At 33.7% G+C, this 24,505-nt stretch carries 26 protein-coding genes and 2 tRNA genes; 12 read left to right on the forward strand and 16 right to left on the reverse strand.

Annotated features, from left to right (window positions below):
• Nucleotides 1-52: 52 nt before the first annotated feature.
• The 11 genes from NE544_RS06815 to NE544_RS06865 form a co-directional block, all read right to left on the reverse strand.
• Nucleotides 53-571, reverse strand: a complete 519-nt coding sequence (locus NE544_RS06815; protein ID WP_256268797.1) for a cysteine hydrolase family protein — start codon at nucleotides 569-571, stop codon at nucleotides 53-55.
• 65 nt (nucleotides 572-636) lie between these two features.
• Nucleotides 637-1,386, reverse strand: coding sequence for a class B sortase (locus tag NE544_RS06820; RefSeq protein ID WP_256268798.1), 750 nt, complete (start codon nucleotides 1,384-1,386; stop codon nucleotides 637-639).
• Between the two features lie 5 nt (nucleotides 1,387-1,391).
• On the reverse strand, nucleotides 1,392-4,409 hold the full coding sequence (locus NE544_RS06825; RefSeq protein WP_256268799.1) for a SpaA isopeptide-forming pilin-related protein: 3,018 nt from the start codon (nucleotides 4,407-4,409) through the stop codon (nucleotides 1,392-1,394).
• Between the two features lie 364 nt (nucleotides 4,410-4,773).
• Entirely contained in the window at nucleotides 4,774-5,457 is a 684-nt protein-coding gene (locus tag NE544_RS06830) for a hypothetical protein (protein WP_256268800.1), read from the reverse strand.
• A gap of 260 nt (nucleotides 5,458-5,717) precedes the next feature.
• The gene (locus NE544_RS06835) at nucleotides 5,718-6,698 is read right to left on the reverse strand and encodes a ParB/RepB/Spo0J family partition protein (RefSeq protein WP_256268801.1); all 981 of its coding nucleotides are present in this window, start codon (nucleotides 6,696-6,698) and stop codon (nucleotides 5,718-5,720) included.
• 6 nt (nucleotides 6,699-6,704) lie between these two features.
• The gene (locus NE544_RS06840; protein WP_186999562.1) at nucleotides 6,705-6,914 is read right to left on the reverse strand and encodes a Lar family restriction alleviation protein; all 210 of its coding nucleotides are present in this window, start codon (nucleotides 6,912-6,914) and stop codon (nucleotides 6,705-6,707) included.
• Nucleotides 6,907-7,212 (reverse strand): single-stranded DNA-binding protein, encoded by a 306-nt coding sequence (locus tag NE544_RS06845; protein ID WP_256268802.1) that lies wholly within the window; start codon nucleotides 7,210-7,212, stop codon nucleotides 6,907-6,909. Before NE544_RS06845 ends, NE544_RS06840 begins: the two co-directional genes overlap by 8 nt.
• Before the next feature lie 12 nt (nucleotides 7,213-7,224).
• Nucleotides 7,225-8,043 carry a ParA family protein gene (locus tag NE544_RS06850; protein WP_256268803.1) on the reverse strand — a complete coding sequence of 273 codons (819 nt, stop codon included), beginning with the start codon at nucleotides 8,041-8,043 and terminating at the stop codon, nucleotides 7,225-7,227.
• A gap of 315 nt (nucleotides 8,044-8,358) precedes the next feature.
• Nucleotides 8,359-8,434 (reverse strand) — tRNA-Arg (locus NE544_RS06855).
• A gap of 491 nt (nucleotides 8,435-8,925) precedes the next feature.
• Nucleotides 8,926-9,552: an HAD family phosphatase gene (locus NE544_RS06860; protein ID WP_256268804.1), complete on the reverse strand. Its 627-nt coding sequence runs from the start codon at nucleotides 9,550-9,552 to the stop codon at nucleotides 8,926-8,928.
• 12 nt (nucleotides 9,553-9,564) lie between these two features.
• Nucleotides 9,565-9,641 (reverse strand) — tRNA-Arg (locus tag NE544_RS06865).
• A 91-nt stretch (nucleotides 9,642-9,732) separates the two neighbouring features.
• Between NE544_RS06865 and uraA the strand changes: the two genes are divergently transcribed.
• Entirely contained in the window at nucleotides 9,733-10,986 is a 1,254-nt protein-coding gene (gene uraA, locus NE544_RS06870; RefSeq protein ID WP_256268805.1) for a uracil permease, read from the forward strand.
• 35 nt (nucleotides 10,987-11,021) lie between these two features.
• Here the strand turns inward: uraA and NE544_RS06875 are convergent, their stop codons facing one another.
• Entirely contained in the window at nucleotides 11,022-11,567 is a 546-nt protein-coding gene (locus NE544_RS06875) for a DJ-1/PfpI family protein (protein ID WP_256268806.1), read from the reverse strand.
• Nucleotides 11,568-11,629: 62 nt separating this feature from the next.
• Here NE544_RS06875 and NE544_RS06880 point away from each other — a divergent pair, with 62 nt between their 5' ends.
• Complete coding sequence (locus NE544_RS06880; RefSeq protein WP_256268807.1) at nucleotides 11,630-12,151, forward strand: HdeD family acid-resistance protein; 522 nt, start codon at nucleotides 11,630-11,632, stop codon at nucleotides 12,149-12,151.
• Here NE544_RS06880 and NE544_RS06885 read toward each other — a convergent pair.
• A complete protein-coding gene (locus NE544_RS06885; protein WP_256268808.1) occupies nucleotides 12,129-12,953 on the reverse strand; it encodes an HAD family hydrolase in 825 nt (274 codons plus the stop codon). The two genes, NE544_RS06880 and NE544_RS06885, sit on opposite strands and share 23 nt — an antisense overlap.
• A 69-nt stretch (nucleotides 12,954-13,022) precedes the next feature.
• Between NE544_RS06885 and NE544_RS06890 the strand changes: the two genes are divergently transcribed.
• The 3 genes from NE544_RS06890 to metA all read left to right on the forward strand — a co-directional run bounded on the left by NE544_RS06890 (nucleotide 13,023) and on the right by metA (nucleotide 15,855).
• Nucleotides 13,023-13,451, forward strand: coding sequence for an Rrf2 family transcriptional regulator (locus tag NE544_RS06890; RefSeq protein ID WP_256268809.1), 429 nt, complete (start codon nucleotides 13,023-13,025; stop codon nucleotides 13,449-13,451).
• Between the two features lie 65 nt (nucleotides 13,452-13,516).
• On the forward strand, nucleotides 13,517-14,794 hold the full coding sequence (locus tag NE544_RS06895; RefSeq protein WP_118114637.1) for an O-acetylhomoserine aminocarboxypropyltransferase/cysteine synthase family protein: 1,278 nt from the start codon (nucleotides 13,517-13,519) through the stop codon (nucleotides 14,792-14,794).
• Between the two features lie 80 nt (nucleotides 14,795-14,874).
• Complete coding sequence (metA, locus tag NE544_RS06900; RefSeq protein WP_256268810.1) at nucleotides 14,875-15,855, forward strand: homoserine O-succinyltransferase; 981 nt, start codon at nucleotides 14,875-14,877, stop codon at nucleotides 15,853-15,855.
• A 21-nt stretch (nucleotides 15,856-15,876) separates the two neighbouring features.
• Here the strand turns inward: metA and cysK are convergent, their stop codons facing one another.
• Both cysK and NE544_RS06910 read right to left on the reverse strand, forming a co-directional pair.
• A complete protein-coding gene (gene cysK, locus NE544_RS06905) occupies nucleotides 15,877-16,806 on the reverse strand; it encodes a cysteine synthase A (protein WP_256268811.1) in 930 nt (309 codons plus the stop codon).
• 162 nt (nucleotides 16,807-16,968) lie between these two features.
• A complete protein-coding gene (locus NE544_RS06910; RefSeq protein ID WP_256268812.1) occupies nucleotides 16,969-17,382 on the reverse strand; it encodes a hypothetical protein in 414 nt (137 codons plus the stop codon).
• Between the two features lie 33 nt (nucleotides 17,383-17,415).
• Here NE544_RS06910 and NE544_RS06915 point away from each other — a divergent pair, with 33 nt between their 5' ends.
• From NE544_RS06915 to NE544_RS06925, 3 genes are all read left to right on the forward strand, one after another.
• On the forward strand, nucleotides 17,416-18,384 hold the full coding sequence (locus tag NE544_RS06915; protein ID WP_256268813.1) for a serine/threonine-protein kinase: 969 nt from the start codon (nucleotides 17,416-17,418) through the stop codon (nucleotides 18,382-18,384).
• A 71-nt stretch (nucleotides 18,385-18,455) separates the two neighbouring features.
• The gene (locus tag NE544_RS06920; protein ID WP_256268814.1) at nucleotides 18,456-19,049 is read left to right on the forward strand and encodes an Ltp family lipoprotein; all 594 of its coding nucleotides are present in this window, start codon (nucleotides 18,456-18,458) and stop codon (nucleotides 19,047-19,049) included.
• 15 nt (nucleotides 19,050-19,064) lie between these two features.
• On the forward strand, nucleotides 19,065-19,592 hold the full coding sequence (locus tag NE544_RS06925) for a hypothetical protein (RefSeq protein ID WP_256268815.1): 528 nt from the start codon (nucleotides 19,065-19,067) through the stop codon (nucleotides 19,590-19,592).
• On the opposite strand, the gene NE544_RS06930 is transcribed toward NE544_RS06925, so the two are convergent.
• Nucleotides 19,587-20,195, reverse strand: coding sequence for an HD domain-containing protein (locus tag NE544_RS06930; protein ID WP_256268816.1), 609 nt, complete (start codon nucleotides 20,193-20,195; stop codon nucleotides 19,587-19,589). The two genes, NE544_RS06925 and NE544_RS06930, sit on opposite strands and share 6 nt — an antisense overlap.
• An 82-nt stretch (nucleotides 20,196-20,277) precedes the next feature.
• Between NE544_RS06930 and aroB the strand changes: the two genes are divergently transcribed.
• The 4 genes from aroB to NE544_RS06950 are packed head-to-tail and all read left to right on the forward strand — an operon-like array spanning nucleotide 20,278 to nucleotide 24,500.
• Entirely contained in the window at nucleotides 20,278-21,291 is a 1,014-nt protein-coding gene (aroB, locus tag NE544_RS06935; protein WP_256268817.1) for a 3-dehydroquinate synthase, read from the forward strand.
• A complete protein-coding gene (gene aroC, locus NE544_RS06940; RefSeq protein WP_256268818.1) occupies nucleotides 21,281-22,390 on the forward strand; it encodes a chorismate synthase in 1,110 nt (369 codons plus the stop codon). Before aroB ends, aroC begins: the two co-directional genes overlap by 11 nt.
• Nucleotides 22,387-23,649 carry a 3-phosphoshikimate 1-carboxyvinyltransferase gene (aroA, locus tag NE544_RS06945; RefSeq protein ID WP_256268819.1) on the forward strand — a complete coding sequence of 421 codons (1,263 nt, stop codon included), beginning with the start codon at nucleotides 22,387-22,389 and terminating at the stop codon, nucleotides 23,647-23,649. The genes aroC and aroA overlap by 4 nt, the downstream gene beginning before the upstream one ends.
• The gene (locus NE544_RS06950) at nucleotides 23,646-24,500 is read left to right on the forward strand and encodes a prephenate dehydrogenase (RefSeq protein ID WP_118114617.1); all 855 of its coding nucleotides are present in this window, start codon (nucleotides 23,646-23,648) and stop codon (nucleotides 24,498-24,500) included. Before aroA ends, NE544_RS06950 begins: the two co-directional genes overlap by 4 nt.
• The last annotated feature ends 5 nt before the right edge of the window (nucleotides 24,501-24,505 follow it).

The raw sequence follows: 24,505 nt of genomic DNA on the forward strand, positions 1-24,505 counted from the left end.
AAGATCAAACTCTTTTTTATCTAGCATATTTACTCCCTCCATAACTTCTAATTTAACTTTGCATCAACTTAATTGCCTCATCAACAGATACACATGTAGCAAATCTCTTTGGCCACATCATATCATTGTAATATTTATAGGTTTCTTCTCCAGACATATAGTCGTTATCAAACGTTGAATTTGCCCCTTGTGGAACAATTACTTTATATCCTCTTTCAAAAGCAGATTTCACAGTTGCATCTATACAGAAATTTGTCTGTAACCCAACTATCATTAATGCATTTTCATCTTTAACATAATCTGTAAAATCTTTATTTCCGAAACAACTATTGATATTTTTTGTAAATATCTTTTCACCGTCCCTTGGATGCACCTGTTCTGCAATCTCGAATTCTTCATTGCCGATTGAAAATCCCGTTCCTGGTCCATCATCATGCTGAAAATAGATAACCTCTATTTGATTATCTCTAGCTGCTTGTATAATTCTTGAAGTATTATCAATAAATTCATCAAAATTAAAAAGTCTGCTATCTGTTATTCCTTTTTGTATATCTATCACAAGTAGTTTCATTCGTTTCTCCTTTACACACAAAAATCCCGATTTATCTAGCTAAATAATATCATACACCTTAGTTTTTAAACATTAGCTATATTAACCAATTTAGCTAGAATTACAATTCTCTTATTGTTACCTCTTGTATCACAAGTAACCAAAGTCATTAATCGATCATCTTTATTTACTGAAACACCAGTCTTATACAATCCTCTGTTAATGGAATCTGATATAAATGCATTAAATGAATTTGTTGAATCCCATTCTGTTTGTGTAAATTCTAAAGAATCATTCAAGTCATTTAAATCAACATTCATTACACCAAAAATCTGATATGTTCTAGTTTCATCTTCAGTAATAAATTTAAATATATCATGCTTTTTATAATAGTTCTGATCTATATAACTCATCAAAGGTGTAAAAATAATGTTATCCCATTTACTAGAATGACCATAGATTACAACATTTTTTGAATCTATATTTCCATCTGCCGATACAAATGGTATTCCGGCATTGGCATATTCTTTGTTGATATTTTTACGAACATAATAATCATTATTTGGAGCTTGTACAATCGGCTCATAAATAATTCGATCATCAAATTCTAAAATACCCACAACATCATTATTTGTTTTTTTCAACAAAGATAAAGAAAGCTCCTTTTCAGAAGCTTTCTCAATCTCTTTATTTGATTCTTTTTTAGTCGTTTTTGTTTTTACATAATAATCCGAATAGTCGTAAGATTTCTTTGCAGTAACCTGATTGTAGATAACACCACCAATCAATCCCACTACAACGAGTGCGGCTACTATTTTTATTCTTTTATATTTCATACTATTTATACCCCTGTATTTGGAACAACGATACGAGCATTTTCAAAATAATAAATAATTGTATCGGTTTCCTTATCCGCCTCTACTTTATAAGCTTTAGACTTATCTGCTAACTGATAAGAAGTAGGTGCTTTGATTTCTTTGAACTCATATTCATGTCCATAAATAGCATCCACTAATACTGCTTTTCCATCTTTTACAACATGCTTTGTTACCTTGTCATCTCCAACTTTTCTAGAATAATAAGTACCATCATCAATATCTAAAACAATCTGTTTGTTTTCATCTGTTTTTACCGTCTTGATGACTTTAGTAAAATCTTCATTTTTAGAGATTTCATACTCTTCCCCTTTGTCTTCTCCAGTAATCATTAATTGACCACTAGCTAAAGTAGTAACATAAGAATCAATTGTCTTATCATATACTTCAAAAATTGCTCCATTCAAGAAATGATCATGGTGATCTTTATCCACTTTATTGACATCCAATTCTAAACGGCGTTTTTCATTATAAAGATCCATTGAAACTGTTACAGTAGGTTTAGTTGTATCTGCATCATAATCAAAAGTAAAGTCATGCTTTTCTTCATCCAATTTGAAACCTACATTTGTTTCCAATTCCTTGACATAGTATTCGCCTGTTGGAAGATCCAACTGTTCAATATTCTTGCCATCTTCATCAATCGTTAATGTTCCAACCAATCCATCTGCAGGAATAATTACTTTGTCGTTTAAAGTAATATCATTTTTAGAATATACACCAAAGACAACATCTTTATATGCATCTTTATCTTCATCTTCAAATGTTTTAGTAATCTGCAAATCTAATTTTTGTCTTTCATTGACATAAGCTTGTTTGATTTCAACTACATCAATCATCTGACCTGCATATTCAATATCGAAATCATATGTGTTTTCATCTAACACAAAACCAGTTTGTGTTGCTGTTTCTTTAATAGAATACTTACCTAATTGAAGTAAAGCTGAAGTTGTTACACCATCCCCTGTTGTAAATGTATCAACTACATCTCCTTTGTGGAACCACACAGTTCCTTCTGGAGTTACAATATCTTCACGTGCTGTAATTTCATACGTAACACCTGATAAATATTTTTCTTTGTATTCTGGAGTATACAAAGTTCCATAATCTGTTTTAGATTCTTTTGCTCCTGACAACATTTCACCACTCTTTTCCACATAGACCTGGCCTTTTTGTGTTTTATTGTCAAAATTCATAAAGATTTCTGTACTAGAACCATCTACATTGATTGGAATCTCTGTATCCTTTAATACATAGCCATGAGGTGCTTTGATCTCCACCAATTTATATTCACCATACTTTAATGGAGAAGGCAAATGTACAGATCCATCTTCATCCGTTTTAAATACATCCGTTGTATATTTTTTAGGATACGTTACTTCCTGTGTTACATAATTACCACCTGCATCTTTGATTTTAAATTCAACTCCGGCTGCCGGAATGCGTTTTCCAGTTTCACTGTCCGTTTTGTAGATAGTCAATTCAGCTTTGATTGTATCATTATAGATGTTATAGAAATATGTCTTCTCATTTTGATCAATCTTTACTTCAAAAGGTTTTAAAGTATCATAGCCTTTTGTTTCATGTTCTTTAACGATATAAGTTCCATATGGAAGATAATCACTAATAGCTCGACCATCTTCATCCGTAGTCAATGTTGATACGACTTTACCTGTCGATTTTAAAATAATATCAAATTTAAATCCCTCACCAGGCTTTTGAACATTGCTTTGAAATAATCCATATTTCTCTTTATCAATCGTTTTCGCAATTTCAATACGACCCTTAATAACCTGGTCTTTAACTGTTGTAGAGAATGTACTAGGTGTGTTATCACCTGAATATTTAAGTTCTACTGTATTACAAGAACTGTTAGTTAAATATCCTTCAGGCGAAGTAACCTCACATACATTCAAGGTTGTTCCAACTGGATATTTTTTCGATTTAACTTTTGATCCATTTGTTGTGATTGTTTCAAGTACATTTCCACTTGTATCCTTAATTGCAAATGTAGCTCCATTGAATGTAGCATCTCCTTGAGTCTTAGTACCTGTTTGAGAATCCTGTTTTTCAACTTCAATATCTGCATACATCAAATCGAAATTTAATTTAAAGTTTGGAGAAGGATCTCGCCTTGAGGCTAAATAAATGACTCTTTGATATCCACCTGTTCCATAAATAATATTTACATCTCGTGCTGTAAAATTACGTGAAAAAGTAATACTCTTATCATAATTTTCAGATGTGATAGCTACTGTTAGATTGTTTCCATTTACAGAAGCACGAATTCCATTTGAGTTTGTGATTGAATAGTTTGCTAAAGTACCCTTCGTATCCGTTAATGTCACCGGTGTATTTAATCCCATTTTAATCGTTTGATTATTGAATGAAGGTCTACCTTGTGGCTGAGTACGTAAATTGTTGATGACTGCTACCTCATTTGAAATATCATACACTGTAGTTCCATCTGTATAATAAGGCTGATACCATGTTCCAGTCACTGCCTGCCAAATCATAACCTGAGTTGCGACATAGTATTTTTCTGTTTGATGACCAGAATAGCTGTATCCATAATAATTGATTTCCCAGATATTCTGACGCGTTTGTTCAGACAACTCATCCCATTTTGCAGTATCCTGATGATAATCCAAGCCTTCTGTAAAAAGCTGCATAGGTTCAATACAGAATACTGTCTTATTCCCAACATACAATTGCTGTACATAATCAAATCCATACTGATTGGCAATATGGATCATTGCATAAATACTGCCTGTTCCTGTTGTATCCGTTAATGAGATTCCATCAGACTGAGGCATCAAATCCGGAAATACATCTTCTGCATTTCCAAGTTCTACAATCGTATCTAAATCATTTTCATCTGTAGTCGTTTCTTCAGCATGTACCGGTAAAGTATTCATCAACGAATTGAGAATAACTAATGCTGTTAGAAAGAATTTACTACCTTTCTTCAATATGTTTTTCATATTCTTTTTCCTTTCCATTGTTGCAACAAAAAAAGCGAGAATTTTTCCTCGCTAAAATAATGTATTTCATTTAGATTAAGTTTTTTGATATCAAGTGATAAATATCTTTATGATAATAAGATAATATTTCTTCATTTCCATTGTTTAAATGAAATATTATTCATTCAATACTCTCCTTCTAAAATTAAAAGGCGATTACTCGCCTTTTAAGATGTTTAGCAGTTTTCTCTGCACTGGAACAAATTTTAGGTCTTTGTTCCGACCAATGGCATGGGTTTATAGTCTCCATACCGACTCTTCAGTTATAATATATCCTTTTTACTAATAGGATACAAATTAAATGATTTTTTCTCATAGACATTTTTTATTGAATCAAACTTCCATTGCTCCAAAGGTTCAATCCGTAATAGGCAATACTATGATCATTTCGATATACAGGCTGCACTGAATAATTTGTTATTTCAGCATTTCCAATGTGCATCACATCATTCAAATAGTATTCACCTGCTGATTCTGCTTCAGGCATAGAACCATACGTTGCATAATAGAAGTTACTATCTAAAATCACATCACAGGAAACATTTTGATTAACTCCTCCTGGACATGCATAAATTGGTTGTACTGTTTCTGGTGCAGGTACTGGTTCAGTAACAGTTTCTTCTTTTGAGGTGGTTTGTTGCACTGAATCATTCGTAGTTGAAGAATTGTTATTGCCAGAATCAATTACTTTTGTATCAGATTTCACATTACTCTTTGAAGTATCATTACTTTGAGTATCTTGTTTTTTTGTGCCAGAAGAAACGCTCCCTTTTTTTAAATCATTTTTATTGGTTATATTTTCTTCCTTAACCTGAATTTCATTTGTTTTTGATTCCTCTTTGTCAACATCTTCATGTTTACTAACTTTAAATTTCTTCTTTTCAACACTCGTTGTTTCCTTAGAAGACTTTTCCACAGTGGGAACAGAAATATCTTGATCTGATCTAAATGCTACTCCTGCTCCAATCATCATCACAGTACTAACCACTGAAATAATTAACTTCTTCATTTGATTTACCTCCATTTGTATTTCTTAATAACATCTCTTTATTTAAAAATACTCAATATAAATTTTATTTACCAACATACAAATATTTACTCTTACTAGATAACAAACATTTTTTCTTTTTCGGTAGGTAATAAGATTCTTTCGGTAGGTAGGAGGGGTTTTAGGGGAGGTAAAAGTCACACCTCACCACGCAAAGACAAACTGCCCCTCCAACAGTTTGGAACAATCACAAGTACGAACAAAGCAATTTCTACTTTCAATTATCGCTCTTGTTCTCGTGATCTTTTCTTTGCCCAGTTTTCCAGCAAGTGAATCATCAAATCCTTCTTCTTGCCGGGTGTGTACTCCTTGGGAAAATATTTATCAATTTCCTTCATTTGAAAAGATAGCTTCTCTCTTTGGTTTGGTTTTTCTTCAGAAAGCGTATCTTCAATGAAATCTGCAGTAAGCTCTCCATCATGACTTAATCGCTTGAATTCCTGACATTGAGACAATGATGGAGTCCTTTGATTTTCAATGATCGCATTCACCAAATCAAATTGTTCTGATTCCGTTAAATATGACAATTCAACGGCGGGATTAAATGCTATTTTAATTTCATTCTCATTTCGTCCATCCACCATTTCCTGCAATGGTTCAATAAGATAGGTTAAACGTATAAAACGTTTTATTTGATTTCTGCTTATACCTAGTTGTTCTCCCAAAATATCTGCTGATTCTGGCTTCCGCCCAACTTGGGCGGAGGTTGTTTTATCATATTCAATTGGTATTTCGCTAGTATCAATATCTACTTTCTTACCTTGATGCTTCATGGCTTCTAAGCGCATTTTATAGGCATAACCTCTTTCACTAGGATAAATGTTTTCACGCTGAATATTTGAATCAACCATCAGAATTGTTGCCTGATCATCGTCCAAATCTCGTATGATAGCATTCATTTCGTTTTTTCCTAGCTGTGACATAGCAAATTTACGCCTGTGACCAGATATCATTTCATAAGTTCCATCTGGTTTAGGTCGTACAAGTGCAGGCATCAGCATATCGTTTTCTTTGATTGAATCAATCAACTTCGCCATATCTTCATCCATAGTTACATGAAATGGGTGTCCTTCAAAATCTTTAATTTTGTTTATAGGGATTGTCATTACCTTTTCGGTATTGGCTTCCTGTCTTTCTTCTTCTGTAGAAAATAAGGAGTCATAGCTTGGCAATCCTAAGTCTAATTTTGGCAAGTTTGCCACCTCCTTTTAAAATAAAGTGAGTTGTATATTCTTTTTTAATACATGATGATTCCATTCTTCAATCGCTTGATCTGATGTTGGCTCAGTTTTCGTTCTTTTAGAGCATAACGTACAGATAACATACTGGCCATAATAGCCATTGATTCTTTTACTGTTCCAATCAATTACTACATGGGCAGTTGAATGACAAAATGGACATCGTTTGATTCTAGGCATCCAGCAATCTAAAAGATTCTACAACCACATTTGTGGAATAATTCTTTTTACCATTTTTCTCATATGAGTTTGTTCGGATATTTCCTTCAATGTGATAAGCTGTATCCTTTTCTCCTTTTCTACAGATGGCATTCGCAATTTCTCCAAATGCGATACAGTTAACGTAATCCGAATACGAACTATTATCGTCCCTTGTACAGATTAAACAAAACTTCACAAAAGAATTGCCCTTATCATTTTTAGAAACTTCAATATCTCTTGAGAGTTTTCCATTCAATAAAACATAATTGTTTGTCATTTTCTTTTTCTCCTATCTATTTAATTCTTCTTTGTGCTTTACTTTTTGATTGTTGATTAATTCCTTTGTAAGATTTGCATAAGCTAAAGCTACTTTAGAGTCTTTGGCATACGCATAGATACTCTTACCGGAAATACTTGCTTCACTCGCCTTCGTTGCTTTTGGGATGATTGTTTCAAACACACGAATATTCTTTCCAAAGCTTTCTCGAATTGTTTCAATCGTACTCTTCGTTAGATTAGTATTTAGATCCGCAAGTGTCATCACAATACCGGTGATTTTAAGATTACTGTTAATCTTACGTTGAACTTTTCCAACTGTCTGTAATAATTTAGTCATTCCTTTTGCTGGAAGATACTGCGTCTGTACTGGTATCAGTACTTCATCAGCTGCTGATAAAGCATTAACCGTCAACATACCTAAAGATGGTGGACAATCAATAAAGATGTAGTCATATTGATTTCTCAATGGCTCAATACAATTACTTAAAGTCTGTTCTCTGTTGATTACACTCACTAGACGCATTTCAAAATCTGCTAATTCAATATTTGCCGGAATTAAGTCCACGTGTTCTTCATGGTGTAAAATTAACGATTCATAATTAATATCATTGTCATTGATATAATCATCAAGCATAGATGAAACAGAGTGTTCCAATGAATCATTGTTTTTCCATCCAAGACAGCTTGTAAGATCGCCCTGAGGATCAAAATCCACAATCAATACATTGCATCCATTTCGAGCCAAACCAATGGCCACATTCTCTGTAGTTGTAGTTTTGCCTACACCACCTTTTTGATTTGTGACTGCGATTACTTTACATTTTGGCATAATAAAAACTCCTTTCTCATATACCAGGATTTCCTGGCTATGTAAAAGGAGTTTGCTCATATTGTCTTGTTTTATGCTTCTATACGCTTATGTTTGGCCACTCATCAAGTGTTCTTAAAAGATGCACATTAGCTGAGAGCCTATTTTTATTAGCAGGAAGCAGTCAAAATATTTGAATCAAGCTAATTTCTATTGTCTGAGAAAGCAGTAAAAATCATCCAATTTCTGATAAGAAAAAAGCGACAAAATCAACAGACTCTATCGCTTAGTTACATGGATTACAAAGTATTGAAAACCCTTTGTTTAATAAATAAATGGTGCCCCCGAAAGGAGTCGAACCTTCGACCTGCGGTTTAGGAAACCGACGCTCTATCCACTGAGCTACAGAGGCATATTTTCTATTCAATTTTTACAGTTCTAGCCAATCATTTTTAACTCTTAGGAGGCGTGTGCTCTATCCAGCTGAGCTACTGAGACATTTATAAGTTTTATGCAATTTTCAAGGCTCGAAGGAATCGAACAATCTGCCGCTTAGGAGGCGTGTGCTCTATCCAGCTGAGCTACTGAGACATTTATAAGTTTTATGCAATTTTCAAGGCTCGAAGGAATCGAACAATCTGCCGCTTAGGAGGCGTGTGCTCTATCCAGCTGAGCTACTGAGACATTTATAAGTTTTATGCAATTTTCAAGGCTCGAAGGAATCGAACAATCTGCCGCTTAGGAGGCGAACCCTCTATCCTACTGAGGTACTGAGACGTATTTAATTGTAATAAAGCAATTTTCAAATTCATTTCATAAATCGCTTCCAAAAAGGGATTGCTCCACCTGACCCTTAGGAGGCGAATGCTCTATCCAACTGAGCTACTGGGACATATCATGATTTTAACACAATTCTGTAAAATCAACGATTGTTTTTACATGTTTTTTTTCAAACACCTTTTGATTGTTTGGATTTACTAAACCAATACACTCAATATTTAATGATTGAGCTGTATTGATCGCATACATCGAATCCTCAAATACAATCGCACTTTCTGCAGTTGTATTTAAATCCTTCAATACATACTCATAAATGTCCACTTCTCTTTTTGACATCTTTAATTCATCTGCTGAATATACATTCTCCATATATTCCAACATACCAAGTCGATCTAATACTTTTTCGGATAATACCCTTGTGTTTGATGTTAATACAGCCATCTTTTTCTTTTCTGAAGCACACTTCTTTATATAATCCAAAGCACCCTTCTTTGCCTCAATATGATACGCATATTGATTTAAAATATCTTCATGTACTTCATTGAACATCCAAGCCTCATCTTGTTTAGTATGAAATCTTTCTTTGATGTATGTTAATACTTCCGAAAACTTCATCGTAAAAAAGATACGACGTGCTTCTTCCATACTCATATACAAATCCATCTTTTTAAATAAATGAATGATGGCATCTTCCCATACGTGCATCGATTCAATTAATGTATCATCTAAATCAAAAAGTATTGTTTCCATATTTCACCTAAATGGTGCGCCTGACAGGTCTCGAACCTGCAACCGCCAGAATCGGAATCTGATACTCTATCCAGTTGAGCTACAGGCGCATTACTTGATAATTATAGCCTAAATTAGTTTCATAATCCATTAAAATGTGGTATAAAAGTGAATGTATATTTTAGGAGGAGAATATTTTTCATGGCAAAACGAATTATTCAAGTTGAAGAAAAAGTACCCGCAAATCTGCTGATACCATTAAGTATTCAACACATGTTCGCAATGTTTGGAGCCAGTGTATTAGTACCATTCTTATTCGGTATTAACCCAGCTATCGTACTATTCATGAATGGTATCGGAACATTGTTGTTTATTTTTATCACAAAAGGAAAAGCACCAGCCTATTTAGGAAGTAGCTTCGCCTTCATTGCTCCCGCAAATATCATTATCGCAAAATTTGGATATCCATACGCATGTGGTGGATTTGTTGCGGTTGGTTTTTGCGGATGTTTATTGGCAATGATTATCAAGAAATTTGGAACAAAATGGATTGATATCGTACTACCATCTGCCGCAATGGGACCCGTTGTTGCATTAATTGGTCTAGAATTATCTTCATCTGCTGCAAGTACAGCTGGAATTCTAGGTGATAACATTGACCCTAAAAACGTGATTGTTTTTGCGGTTACACTAGGTATGGCTGTGATTGGAAGTGTATGCTTCAAAAAATTCTTAAGCGTTATCCCAATCTTAATTGCCGTAGTTACAGGATATTTAACTGCTGTTGCTGTAGGTATTGTTGACTTTACTCCAGTCCTTCAGGCAAGCTTTATCTCAATTCCAAACTTCCAAGCACCAAAATTCAGTATGGATGCCATTCTAATGATGCTTCCTGTATTATTAGTTATCGCATCGGAACACATTGGTCACCAAATCGTTACAGGAGAAGTTGTAGGAAGAAACTTAATCGAAGATCCAGGACTACACCGCTCTTTATTTGCAGATAACTTCTCAACAATGATTTCAGGTTTAATTGGATCTGTTCCAACTACAACTTACGGAGAAAACATTGGAGTTATGGCGATTACTGGCGTATACAGCGTACAAGTTATTGCTGGAGCTGCCATCCTATCCATCATCTGTTCATTCATTGGTCCATTATCTGCATTGATTCAAACAATTCCAAATCCAGTTATCGGTGGAATCAGTTTCTTACTATACGGTATGATTGGTACAAGTGGATTAAGAATTCTAGTCGACCAAAAAGTCGATTATGGAAAAAGCGTAAACATGATTTTAACATCCGTTGTGTTCGTTGTTGGACTTAGCGGAGTAACAATTCACTTAGGAAATATTTCCTTATCAGGAATGGTACTTGCTTGTATCACCGGAATGATCATGTCCTTACTATTCTATATCTTTGAAAAATTCCATTTGTTAAACGAAGAGGAATAAAATAAAAATTGTCATCATTCACGATGACAATTTTTTTAATGCTTCGCATCATAATAAATTGATGCTTTTACTTTTTCTGTATGTTCTTTACCACAAAGCTTTTCTAGAATCGCAAACGCAAACTCAATACTTGCTGCCGCACTTACACCCGTAATGATGTTTCCGTCTGTAACGGCATAAGCATATTGATATTCACCACCAAAATCTTCATCCATATCTTTAAAACAAGTATATTTCTTACCTTTTAAGATACCCTCATGACCTAAGATTGTTGGAGAAGCACAAATAGCTGCCAATACTTTATTTTCGGCAAACTCATGAGCTAATTTTAATACTTCTTCATTCTTTTCTAGCTTTTGATAATGTGGACCACCAGGTAAAACTAAACAATCCACATCGCTAAAGTCATATGTGTTCATTGGAAACACACTCGAATAGGTTACGCCAAAACGACCTGTAACCTGTTCCTCATTGTTGACACCAATCATATCCACATCAAGTCCACCACGTCTAAGTAAGGCAATTGGACCCATAGTTTCTAATTCTTCAAATCCATTTTCTAACAAAACTGCAACTTTCACGTTCATCACCTCTTAAAATAAGTATACAACAGAGTATAATAATTGTGAAAGGTTGTGATTATATGAAAGAAACAAAAACAGAAGCCGTCTCATCGGCAATCCTATGCATTTTATCTGGCTTAGTCTTATGCATATTTAACGTCTCCATATTAACAACAATTACGCGAGTTATTGGATGTATCTTTTTAGTCATTGCGATTCTATTTCTATATACATATTTCAAGAAAAGAAATAGTACAACACTAACAACTCTTGTATTAGGCATATTCCTATTGTCTGTAGGCCTATATATGAGTTTTGAACCAAGAAAATTCATTAGTATTTTACCTATGCTTGTAGGAATTCTATTGATTATTAATTCCCTATCTCATTTTCAAAAAGTATTACTCTTAAAAGATAATGGTTTTGAACAATGGAAAGTCAATCTTGCCGGAGCTATCTTTATCTTAGTTGTCGGAATTGTATTACTTATGAAACCCATTCAATCCTTAGACTTTATTTTCTCTTTAACTGGATCCTTCCTTGTACTAAATGGAATTCTTATCTTTTTGGATCAATATTTCATCCAAAAAACGAATTTATAAATCGAAGCACACCCTGCTCATTATTTGTATAGTCGCTAATATATTTAGCGGCTTTTTTTGCCTGTGCACTCCCATTTTTCATCGCAACTCCATATCCACAAGATGCCAGTAGATCCACATCATTTCCATTGTCTCCAAAAGCCATTACACAATCTATGGAGGTATTTTTCTTCCTACAAATGAATTGAATAGCTTCAAGCTTCCCAACATCCTTCTTGCATAATTCAGTCCCAAGTCTTCCAACATCATAAAACCGATATTCTGGATGTTGTTTTAAGATTGATTTTTTTAATTTCAAGATTGGAAGTCCCGCAAAACACACCTTGTCATATAAAGGTACCTCTAAAGATATACTCTTTTCAAATTCAGTCTCTCTTAATGCTCTTATATAATGCACATTAAAAGGAATTACTGAAGCAAGCTTTTTTAATCCATTCATAAATGATATATCAAACATCGAATAACGACCATTTTGCCAAACATAACTAATCATATGATGTTTCTTTGCTTCTTCTATCAATTCTTTTACTTCATCTTTTGAGAGTCGCGTAAAACACTTTATTTCCCCATCTAAAAAATCATGTATTTCTAAACCGTTCGAACTTGCCACAAAACCATTGTATTCTCTTAGTTTTAGTTTTTCGATAACTTCATCCAACTCTTCATAAAACCTTCCAGTCACAATCCCAACTACAATACCTTTTTGTTCAAGTTCAATTATTTTATGAACTGTATCTTTATCAATATGTTTATGTGAATCATATAGTGTTCCGTCTAAATCAAAAACGACAATTTTAACCATTTTTTACCTCTTTGCTAGAAAACCTACTAAATATATATTATTATAATAGAAAGAAAAGGGGAATGTGAAATGAAAATATCAACTAAAGGACGCTATGCCCTTCGCTTACTTATAGATTTAGCTCAACATAATGATTCAGGCTTTATAACACTAAAGGATATTGCCGCAAGACAAAATATCTCAAAAAAATATTTAGAACAAATCGTTCCAATTCTTACAAAAAGTGGAATGGTTCAATCCAACCGTGGTTTTCAAGGGGGATATAAGCTTGCAAAAAATCCAGACCAAATCCTTGTATATGACGTATTAGTCGCAACCGAAGGTAATTTGTCTTGTGTTGCCTGCTTAGACTCAGAAGTAAATGTATGTCCAAGAAAAGAAGATTGTACTACACTTTATATTTATGAAGGATTAAATCAAGTGATTGAAACCTATTTAAAAGGAATCTCACTACAAGACATTTTAAATCGTGAACAAAGCTTTGATTATATAATCTAAGCTTTTCTTTTACTTTTTTTAAAGATAATATTACAATAATGGATAGGAAATGAGGTAAATTTATTATGAAAACTGAAACAAAATGTTTACATGCCGGATACGAGCCAAAAAATGGTGAGCCAAGAGAAGTTCCAATTTATCAAAGTACAACTTTTAAATATGATTCAAGTCTTCAAATGGGAAGATTATTCGATTTAGAAGACAGTGGATATTTCTATTCACGCCTTCAAAACCCAACAAACGATATTGTCGCAAGTAAGATTGCTGCATTAGAAGGTGGTATTGCTGCTATGCTAACGTCAAGTGGACAAGCTGCCAACTTCTTTGCGGTATTCAACATTTGTGAAGCTGGAGATCACTTAATTGCTTCTAGTGCCATCTATGGTGGAACTTACAACCTATTTGGCGTAACAATGAAGAAAATGGGTATTGACTGTACATTTGTTGACCCAGAAATCAGTGAAGAAGATCTTCAAAAAGAATTCAAGCCAAACACAAAATGTGTCTTTGGAGAAACCATCACAAATCCAACTGTACGTATTTTCGATATTGAAAAATTCGCAAAAGTTGCTCATGCGAACGGAGTTCCATTAATCATTGACAACACATTTGCTACACCAATTATGTGTCAACCAATCCAATGGGGAGCTGATATTGTTACTCACTCTACCACAAAATATATGGATGGACATGCATCTTGTGTAGGTGGAGCCATTGTAGATAGTGGTAACTTCAACTGGCTAGAACATGCAGAAAAATATCCAGGACTAACTACACCCGATGAATCTTATCATGGTATTGTCTATGCTGAAAAATTTGGTAAATTAGCTTATATCACAAAAGCTACAAGCCAATTGATGCGTGATTTAGGATCAATCCAAGCACCTCAAAATGCATATTACTTAAATCTAGGATTAGAATCATTAGCTGTACGTATGAAGGCACATTGCGCAAATGCACTAGCTGTGGCCAAATACTTAGAAGCCAATGAAGATGTTGCATGGGTTAAATACGCAGATCTTGAAAGTGATCCTCATCATGAATTAGCTAAAAAATATTGTCCAAATGGAACTTGTGGTGTATTGTCATTTGGATTAAAAGCCGATCGCGATCAAACTGAAAAGTTCATGGACAGCTTAAAACTTGCTTCTATTGTAACCCATGTTGCAGACGCCAAAACTTGTCTATTACACCCAGCAAGTCATACGCACCGTCAAATGAGTGAAGAACAATTAAAAGAAGCCGGTGTTGCTCCAGACTTAATTCGTTTCTCTGTAGGTCTTGAAGATGCACAAGACATCATCGACGATTTACAACAAGCTCTAGACGCCATGAAAGCATAGTCTTTTACAGAATGGAAAATTTCCATTCTGTTTTTTTTCGCGTATAATAAAGTGTATACAAAAAAAGGAGTTGTTTATTTATGCCAATCAACATACCCGATGCATTGCCCGCAAAAGACATATTAGAAAGTGAAAAAATCTTTGCGATTGAAGATAAAAGTGCACATAGACAAAGAATTCGACCATTAAAAATCGTGATTTTAAATCTAATGCCTAAAAAAATAGAAACAGAAACTCAGATTTTACGATTAATTTCAAAGAGTGCATTACAGGTCGACATAGATTTTATGATGGTAAAAAACCATGTTTCTAAAAATACAAGCCAAGATCATTTAGTCAAATTCTATACATACTTTGAAAAGTTAAAAGATAATTATTATGATGGAATGATCATTACAGGAGCTCCTGTAGAACATCTAGAATATGAAGACGTCGATTATTGGAATGAACTTGAAGAAATCATGGAATGGTCTAAAACGCATGTCTATTCCACATTACATATTTGTTGGGGAGCACAAGCCGGACTTTATTATCATTATGGAGTTCAAAAGCATATCTTGCCAGAAAAAGTATTCGGCATCTTCCCAGAACAATTAGTCGATGAATACGACTTTTTAACCAATGGCTTTGATGAAATCCACTATACGCCGCATTCAAGACATACGGCAATTGATGAAGAAGCCGTCAAAAAAGTGAAATGCTTATCTATTCTATCTAAAAATGATGAAATTGGTTCAAACATCATTGTCACAAAGGACTATCGTCAAATATTTATTTTAGGTCATTTAGAATATGGAAAAGAAACATTAAAAGATGAGTATTTTAGAGATTTAAAAGCCAATAAACCCATCCATATTCCATTTAACTATTTTCCCGATGATGATCCAGAAAAAGAACCAATCTTAAAATGGAGAAGCCATGCCAATCTTCTATATCGAAACTGGCTAAACTATGTATATCAATTGACGCCATTTGAAATCGAAGAAATTGGAAAAATAAAAGAACCCATTGGTACGGGTTCTAGAGAAAATCATGGCTATGCCAAGACTTTTACGAAGTAATTTTTTACTTCGTATTTTTTATTATTCCGCAAACATTGGAGTAGATAAATAACGCTCACCTGTATCTGGTAATAATACGACGATTGTTTTCCCTTTGTTTTCGGGACGTTTTGCGATTTGAATAGCGGCATATGTAGCAGCACCACTTGAAATACCTACTAACATACCTTCATTATGTGCAATCAAACGACCTGTTTCATAAGCTTGTTCATTTGTGACTGTAAATACTTCATCGTATACACTTGTATCCAAAGTGTTTGGAACAAAGCCAGCACCAATACCTTGAATACCATGAGGACCTGCATAACCTTGTGAAAGTACTGGACTTGTTGCAGGTTCAACCGCAATCACTTTCACATTTGGATTTTGATCCTTCAAATATTTACCTGTACCACTTACAGTACCACCTGTTCCAACACCGGCAACAAAAATATCAACTTTCCCTTCTGTATCTTTCCAAATTTCTGGACCTGTTGATTCATAATGAGCCTGAGGGTTTGATGGATTTTCAAATTGACTTGGAATAAAGCTATTTGGTATAGTGGCTGCCAATTCCTTTGCTTTTGCGATAGCCCCCTTCATACCAGTCTTTCCATCTGTTAAAACAACTTTAGCGCCATACGCCTTCAATAGGTTACGACGCTCTACACTCATTGTTTCAGGCATTGTCATAATAGCCTTATATCCCTTAGCCGCTGCAACAGACGCAATACCAATACCTGTATTTCCACTTGTTGGCTCAATCAATGTAGCTCCCGGTTTAATTTTCCCTGCTTTTTCAGCATCCTCAATCATTTTCTTTGCGATACGATCCTTTACACTTCCTGCTGGATTAAAAAATTCTACTTTCGCAACAACTCTAGAATCTAAACTTTCTTTTTCTTCAATATGTGTTAATTCTACTAATGGTGTATTTCCAATTAAATCTGAAATTGCTTTATATACTGTCATTTTCTTTTCCTCCTATTAAACAAATTCAATATTATTCATTTAAAGAGCTACAACATCGTTTCATAATCAGTACCTCCACTCACTATTCCTAGTAACTTTATAGGCATTATAGGAGTTTGACTTCCCATTGTCAACAAACAAATGATAGAAATTCATCTATCACTAATCCAATAATTCTAGCCCATACTCCATCAAACACTCATTGGTTTCATATACACTCTTATGATTTTCAATACAATAGATCAATAGTGCATCTCTTTTTACCTTTGGATACAACATGCCATTATTGGATAAAGACAATAAGTTATTTGTCATACGCAAATCCAATCCTAAAGCTAAGCTTAACTGAATCACCTTATCTTTATTAGGAACCTTTGAACCATCAAAGATTTGATACCCATAATTTCTCTGTATAGTTGTCATTGATAAAACTTGCGCCTTAGTTACATGTTTAATTTCTAATATGTGATTTAAATACTTTGAAAAAGTTAAATTGCCTAGACTTTCCATCAAAGTACTTAATCCATCACTCTTTGTTTCTTGAATTGTTTTTAATAATTGATTTGTCTCTGCCATAATACTTATAATATACACAAGAAAGAGCAATTTATGAAGACTTTACAAATAATTAAACAAGATCAAGATAAAACTATTTCATTAGTAGAACATGAAACATCACACACTAAATATATCCAGAAAGAATTGAATTATTATGATAAAACACTTTATCAAACACTTCAAAAGATAAAGAATCCATATTTACCTAAAATTTTTGTAATACAAGAAAGTGACAATCATTTAATACTAATTGAAGAATATATAGAAGGTAAAACATTGGATCAACAATCCTTTTCAAAAGAACAAGTTAAAGACATCATGCATCAATTATGTGAATGTTTAGATGCATTACATAAGTTAAATCCACCTATTATCCATCGTGATATCAAACCAGAAAATATTATTTATCATGATAATAAGGTTACACTCCTTGATTTTGGCATTGCTCGTTTTCTAGATTCCAAAAAAACTAAAGATACTCTTATCTTAGGCAGTGTTGGCTATGCAGCACCTGAACAATTTGGCTTTCAACAATCCAATCCGCAAACAGATATATATGCCTTGGGTAAATTAATGAACTACCTATTAAATGGTTCACTAGAACATCAAAACAATGTTCCCTTTGATTTAAAACAAGTCATTTTAAAGGCAACACAATTAGATTATAAGAATCGCTATAATTCGGTTAAAGAAATGGATCTAGCCATTCAACAAAAACAAGTAATTATTCCACCTTTCAATAATGCTACTTTAAAATCCAAGATGATTAGCCTTGCATGGATTGCGTTTATACTTATGGTTGTAGTAGATATGCAACCTGGTGAAACAATCCATAACAGCTTTATTAATAAACTGAGTTGTTTTGTGTTTATATATTTTGGTTTATTCCTTTACTACAACAAGAATTTATTCCATAAATACATGTCTAAAGTCCCTTGGCCAATCCTTTATTCTGTCATTTTCTTTCTATTTTTATGTCTAGACGTATGGTTTTTCATGTGGATTGATTCCCTAATTTAAATGTATGCTCATGGCATACCAAACATCTTTATATATTTCTTATACTAAAGAAAAAGAAATAAGGAGTATATATGAAAAAGGGTTTAAAAGTATTTTTAGGAGCCGCTATTGTCTTATCGGCTGTCGCATGTTCAACAACGAGTGATGAAGAGACAAAGACTAAAGAAACAAAAGAAAAAATAGTAGAAACAAAGGAAGATACAAGTGTTCCAAAAGAGTATCGTAATGCACTGCATAAAGCTGAAAATTACAGTAAAATGATGCACATGTCCAAACAAAGAATCTATGATCAATTGACTTCAGAATATGGAGAAAAGTTTGATGCAGAAGCTGCCCAATATGCGATTGATAATCTAAATGCGGATTATAATGAAAATGCATTAAAATGCGGAGAAAACTACAAAAAGACGATGCATATGTCAAAAGCTCGAATCTATGATCAATTAACTTCGGAAAACGGAGAAAAATTCACAGCTGAGCAAGCACAATATGCGATTGATAATATTAAAGGAGACTATTTAGAAGCAGCTTTAAAGTCCGCAAAGAACTATCAAGAAACTATGAACATGTCAAAAGATGCCATCTATGATCAATTAACTTCGGAATATGGAGAAAAATTCACAGCTGAAGAAGCACAATATGCGATTGATAATTTAGATGACTAATCTTATACTAAAGGCATGAAACTTGCTATATTATTTCCTGGAATTGGATATCACACAGATAAACCATTACTATACTATTCAAAGAAGATATTAAAAAATATGGATTATGAAATAAAAGAAATTCATTTTAAAAACCTAGACTTTGATTTAAACAAATCTAAAGATGAGGCATATAAACAAGCCAAAGACCAAATTCATAAATTCGATTTAAAAGCTTATGATTCCATTCTTTTTATCTCAAAAAGTATAGGTACTTATTGTGCAGCTAAACTTGCCCATGAATATAAGTTAACTGCCAATATCTATTTCACACCATTAGATTTTACTTTGGAATATCTTCAACAAAAAGATTTAGTGTATTCTGGAACCAAAGATCAGTGGGCTAACTTCGATAAGATTGAACACTATTGTATTTATCATCTTATCGAATTTCATAGTATTGTTGATGGGAATCATTCTTTAGAAACAGGAAATATTCAAACAGACATTGAGAATTTGAAACAAATCATGTATCGTGTAGAAACATTTATCCACAGCTTATAAGGCTGTGGATATTTTTAATTGATCTTTTAGACGCTCAAAATAATTCATTTGAAATTGAATACGATCTAGCCATAATGCTTGTGCTGTTTGGGTTGTACACTTATAAGAAGCATATTCATTCAATGTTTGTAACATAGACTCCACATATTGAATCTGTACATCTATTGGTTGTTTACTAAACTGCACAGCTTCTAACGTTTCATATAAACGATAAGCTCCCACACGATCAATATTATCAGCTTCCTGTACGCTTAAAGTAAACGCATTATATTCCCCATTAAAATCAGCTTTTAAATCTACATGAATCGCAATAGAAAAACATATATCATGAATACGCTCTTTAGGATAGTCAATCGATTCCAAAAATTCACGAACCATTTTACTTGATACCCTGCCATGATTTTGCCACTCATCCTGTGTTTTAAAAGGTGTACAATAGCTTACATCATGCAACAGACACGCAATCATTAAATCTTCTACATTCAACCCTTCTTTTTCAGCAATTTTCTTTCCAATATTTGCGACACGATACGAATGAGCCAAACGATATGTATCCTTTATTTTCAATTTCAAATAGTCTTGAGCCTTAACTAAGTACTCCATATACTCATTATACTATTTCTTTCAGAAAATTTCTGAAAAAAACTTATGTTCATGGTATGATATACGAAAGGAGTTTTTTATTATGAAGTTAAATGTCAATTTAGAAAATCATTCATATCCAATATATATTGAAAGAAGCGCAATTCATAAAGTACATGAATATATTCCTGTATCAAGAAAAATTGCGATTATCACAGATACAGGTGTGCCTGAAAAATGGGTCAACATCGTAAAAGAACAGTGTCCTGATTCTTTTATATGCACTATTTTGCAAGGTGAACCATCCAAATGTTTTGATCAATATAAAAATCTTTTAGAAGAAATGATTTCACACAACATGTCTAGAAAAGATGCCATTATTGCACTAGGCGGTGGTGTTGTCGGAGATCTTGCAGGTTTTGTCGCCGCTAGCTATATGCGAGGCATTGATTTCTACAACATCCCAACAACTGTATTAAGTCAGGTTGATTCAAGTGTAGGCGGAAAAGTAGCTATTGATATGGGTTCCTACAAAAACATTGTAGGGGCATTTTGGCAACCTAAAACCGTTATTATCGATCCAAACGTATTATCTACACTTTCTCTTCGTCAACAACACAATGGATTATGTGAAGCTTTAAAAATGGGACTCATTTTAGATGATCATTTAGTCTCTCTATTTGAACAAGAAACAATAGATATCGATGCGATTATTACGCGTTCCATTGAATTAAAGCGAGATGTAGTTCAACAAGACGAAAGAGAAAGTAATCTTAGAAAAATTTTAAACTTTGGACACACCATTGGACACGCCATTGAATCTGCATATGGATTAAATACATATCTTCATGGAGAATGTGTGGCGATGGGTATGTTATTTTTTATTGAAGATAAAACATTAAAACAACGCGTATTAAACATATATAAAAAGCTAGATTTACCTCAAGTACCAAACTATGATACTTCCACATTATTAGAATATGTAACACATGATAAGAAAAGCAGTCATAATACAGTATCTACCGTTTTAGTTAAACAATCTGGTTCTTATATCATCAAAGAACTTTCTTTTAAAGAAATACAAGAAGTATTAGAAAGAGGACCTTATGAAAAATAATTTTGGTACAAATATATCTTGGACATTATTTGGTGAAAGCCATGGTCCTGCCATTGGTATTACGTTAGATGGTCTTCCTGCAGGCTTTAAGGTGGATATGGAACAAATTAAATCTGACATGGATAAGCGTAAGGCAACAGGTAAAATTTCAACACAAAGACACGAAGCGGATGAAGTGCATATTCTTTCTGGAATGTATAATGGCTATACAACAGGTACAGCTCTTACCATTCTAATTGAAAACCAAAACACAAAGTCAAAAGACTATTCTGCTTTTCATGGAAGATTGCGTCCTGGACATGCTGATTTTACTGCCTTTGAAAAATACAACGGATATCAAGACTATCGTGGTGGCGGACACTTTTCTGGAAGACTTACCGCATGCATTGTAGCTGCCGGAAGCATTTGCAGACAAATTCTGAAATCACAAGGCATTGTAATTGGATCACACATTGAAAGCTTATATACGCTATCAGATATTCCTTTTAGTCAAGACTCTCGTGTTTTAGAAAAACAAATTCAAGAAGTCAATGATAAAACCTTTGCGGTTATAGATGATCAAGTCAAAGACCAAATGATTCAAGAAATTGAAAAAGCAGCTGCTGAAGGTGATTCATTAGGTGGTATTTTAGAAACTGCCATTATAGGCCTTCCTGCAGGACTAGGAGAACCTTTCTTTGATTCAGTAGAAAGCATTTTATCGCACTTAATTTTCTCTGTACCAGCCGTCAAAGGCGTTTCCTTTGGCGAAGGATTTGGCTTTGCGAAACTTAAAGGTTCTCAAGCCAATGATGCCTTCCGTTTTACTAATAAAATTGAAACCAAGACAAATCACAATGCCGGAATCAATGGCGGCATCACAAATGGCATGCCAATTTTAATCCATACTTGTATTAAGCCAACACCATCGATTTTTAAAACACAAGAATCTGTGGATTATCTTTCAAAAGAAAACGTGGATCTTAAAATTCAAGGAAGACACGACCCATGCATCTTGCACCGAGCAAGAATTGTTGTGGATAGTGTAGTTGCGTTTGGTTTATTAGATTTATATATGTCTAGGCTTGCCATTAAGCCACTTCAGGGGGATTTTGAATGAAAATAAAAGTAACACCAAGTAAAGTACATGGAAATGTAAAAATACCCGCATCCAAATCTATGGCGCATAGAGCATTGATTTGCGCCTCATTAAGTGATGGTACAAGTCTTGTTTCTAATGTCACAAACTCAAAGGATATTGAAGCAACCGTTGGCTGCATGAAAGCTTTGGGTGCTATAATTAAACAAATCGATGAAACTACATATGAAGTAACAGGTACTAATCTTTTTAAACAAGAAGGAAATATTACGTGTAATGCGAATGAATCTGGTTCTACTTTACGCTTCTTGATTCCACTTGCTGCATGTACAAATGCCAAAGTTAAATTTTTAGGTCAAGGAAGATTGCTTCAAAGACCTATGGATGTATATGCGAATGAATTTAAAGAACAAAACATTGAATTTAATCAATCCGATAAAGAAATCATTGTGAGTGGAAATCTACAAGCAAAAGACTATGTTGTACAAGGAGATATTTCAAGTCAGTTTATTACAGGCTTCATGTTTGTCCTTCCATTATTAGATCAAGATAGTACACTAACAATTACTGAGCCTTATGAATCAAAGAGCTATGTAAATCTTACGATTCAAATGTTAGCGAAATTTGGCATTGAAATTTTGGAAACAAGTTCAAATTCATATTTAATAAAAGGAAACCAACACTATAAAGCACAAGACGTTTCTGTAGAAGGAGACTTTTCTCAGTTAGCCTTTTTTGCGGTATTAGGCACTTTAAACAATACTCTTTCATGCTCCAACATGGACATGTCAAGTAAACAAGGAGATAAAGCCATTTTAGATTGTATTCCTAGTTTTACAAGTGACAAGGATACGATCACATTCACAAAAAAACAACCTGCACCACAAACTATCGACTTATCTAATTGTCCAGATTTAGGGCCAATCTTATGTGTCTTGGCCAGCTTCACAAATGGCGAAACCAATATTGTGAATGCAGCTCGTTTACGCATGAAAGAAAGTGATCGTATTCTAGCTATGGAAACAGAATTAAAAAAATGGGGTGTAGATATTACTTCTACATTTGATTCCATTCAAATTCATGGTAAAGAACACTATAAATCAAATAGTACAGTAGAAATCTTTGGACATAATGATCACCGTATTGTTATGGCAATGACGGTATTTGGATTATGTGCAGGTTCCGAATGTATTATTGATGATGCTCAAGCCATCACAAAGAGTTACCCTACTTTCTTTGAAGACATTCAAAACTTAGGTGGAAAGGTTGAGATTCTATGACAAATATTGCGATTATAGGACTTGGATTAATGGGAGCGAGTTTTGCGAAGAAACTAACACGCTTAAACTACAATGTTTATGGTATTGATGTTTCTAAACAAACGATTGATAAAGCCAAAGAATTAAAAATCATCATAGATGGTAGCACAAATCCTTTAGATGTCATTTCAAAGTGTGATACATTTATCTTCTGTTTATATCCAACTAAAATTCTTCCTTGGATTGAAGTCTATCAGAATGATATTCCTAAAAATTCATTATTAATGGATATTAGTGGTGTAAAGACAAATATTGTCAAACCCATTCAAGATGTATTACGAGAAGATCTTGAATTATTAAGCATTCACCCCATGTGTGGTAGAGAATCTCGTGGTATTGAATTTAGTGATGAAACGATTTTTAAAGGTTCAAACTTTATTCTTGTTCCTACTCAAAAGAATAAAAATGAAACAGTTGAAGCTGTAAAAGAATTAGCTAATAAGATGGAATTTGGTAGAATCTGTACTCTATCCATTGAAGAGCATGATAAAATGATTGGCTTTTTATCTCAATTAACCCATGTCATTGCGGTATCTTTAATGAATACACATGATAATGCACATCTTGTAGAATATACGGGAGATAGCTTTCGGGATTTAACGCGTATTGCGAAAATCAATGAAGATTTATGGACGGAACTCTTCATTATGAATAAAAATATTTTATTAGATGAAATCAACCAGTTTATCGATTCGATCTCTCACTTTAGAGATTCTTTAGAACAAGAAGATACACAAGAAATGAAACGTCTATTCATTCAATCCACAAAGCGTAGAGATAAATTTAATAAAACCGATGCGAAGAAGAGATAATACTC

This window comes from Holdemanella sp. MSK.7.32, assembly GCF_024460475.1.
Lineage (GTDB): Bacteria > Bacillota_I > Bacilli_A > Erysipelotrichales > Erysipelotrichaceae > Holdemanella.

Coding starts and splice junctions, on each gene's coding strand:
- NE544_RS06815 (WP_256268797.1), bottom strand. CDS start 571: ATGAAACTACTTGTGATAGATATACAAAAAGGAATAACAGATAGCAGA.
- NE544_RS06820 (WP_256268798.1), bottom strand. CDS start 1,386: ATGAAATATAAAAGAATAAAAATAGTAGCCGCACTCGTTGTAGTGGGA.
- NE544_RS06825 (WP_256268799.1), bottom strand. CDS start 4,409: ATGAAAAACATATTGAAGAAAGGTAGTAAATTCTTTCTAACAGCATTA.
- NE544_RS06830 (WP_256268800.1), bottom strand. CDS start 5,457: ATGAAGAAGTTAATTATTTCAGTGGTTAGTACTGTGATGATGATTGGA.
- NE544_RS06840 (WP_186999562.1), bottom strand. CDS start 6,914: ATGCCTAGAATCAAACGATGTCCATTTTGTCATTCAACTGCCCATGTA.
- NE544_RS06845 (WP_256268802.1), bottom strand. CDS start 7,212: ATGACAAACAATTATGTTTTATTGAATGGAAAACTCTCAAGAGATATT.
- NE544_RS06850 (WP_256268803.1), bottom strand. CDS start 8,043: ATGCCAAAATGTAAAGTAATCGCAGTCACAAATCAAAAAGGTGGTGTA.
- NE544_RS06860 (WP_256268804.1), bottom strand. CDS start 9,552: ATGGAAACAATACTTTTTGATTTAGATGATACATTAATTGAATCGATG.
- uraA (WP_256268805.1), top strand. CDS start 9,733: ATGGCAAAACGAATTATTCAAGTTGAAGAAAAAGTACCCGCAAATCTG.
- NE544_RS06880 (WP_256268807.1), top strand. CDS start 11,630: ATGAAAGAAACAAAAACAGAAGCCGTCTCATCGGCAATCCTATGCATT.
- NE544_RS06885 (WP_256268808.1), bottom strand. CDS start 12,953: ATGGTTAAAATTGTCGTTTTTGATTTAGACGGAACACTATATGATTCA.
- NE544_RS06890 (WP_256268809.1), top strand. CDS start 13,023: ATGAAAATATCAACTAAAGGACGCTATGCCCTTCGCTTACTTATAGAT.
- NE544_RS06895 (WP_118114637.1), top strand. CDS start 13,517: ATGAAAACTGAAACAAAATGTTTACATGCCGGATACGAGCCAAAAAAT.
- metA (WP_256268810.1), top strand. CDS start 14,875: ATGCCAATCAACATACCCGATGCATTGCCCGCAAAAGACATATTAGAA.
- cysK (WP_256268811.1), bottom strand. CDS start 16,806: ATGACAGTATATAAAGCAATTTCAGATTTAATTGGAAATACACCATTA.
- NE544_RS06910 (WP_256268812.1), bottom strand. CDS start 17,382: ATGGCAGAGACAAATCAATTATTAAAAACAATTCAAGAAACAAAGAGT.
- NE544_RS06915 (WP_256268813.1), top strand. CDS start 17,416: ATGAAGACTTTACAAATAATTAAACAAGATCAAGATAAAACTATTTCA.
- NE544_RS06920 (WP_256268814.1), top strand. CDS start 18,456: ATGAAAAAGGGTTTAAAAGTATTTTTAGGAGCCGCTATTGTCTTATCG.
- NE544_RS06925 (WP_256268815.1), top strand. CDS start 19,065: ATGAAACTTGCTATATTATTTCCTGGAATTGGATATCACACAGATAAA.
- NE544_RS06930 (WP_256268816.1), bottom strand. CDS start 20,195: ATGGAGTACTTAGTTAAGGCTCAAGACTATTTGAAATTGAAAATAAAG.
- aroB (WP_256268817.1), top strand. CDS start 20,278: ATGAAGTTAAATGTCAATTTAGAAAATCATTCATATCCAATATATATT.
- aroC (WP_256268818.1), top strand. CDS start 21,281: ATGAAAAATAATTTTGGTACAAATATATCTTGGACATTATTTGGTGAA.
- aroA (WP_256268819.1), top strand. CDS start 22,387: ATGAAAATAAAAGTAACACCAAGTAAAGTACATGGAAATGTAAAAATA.
- NE544_RS06950 (WP_118114617.1), top strand. CDS start 23,646: ATGACAAATATTGCGATTATAGGACTTGGATTAATGGGAGCGAGTTTT.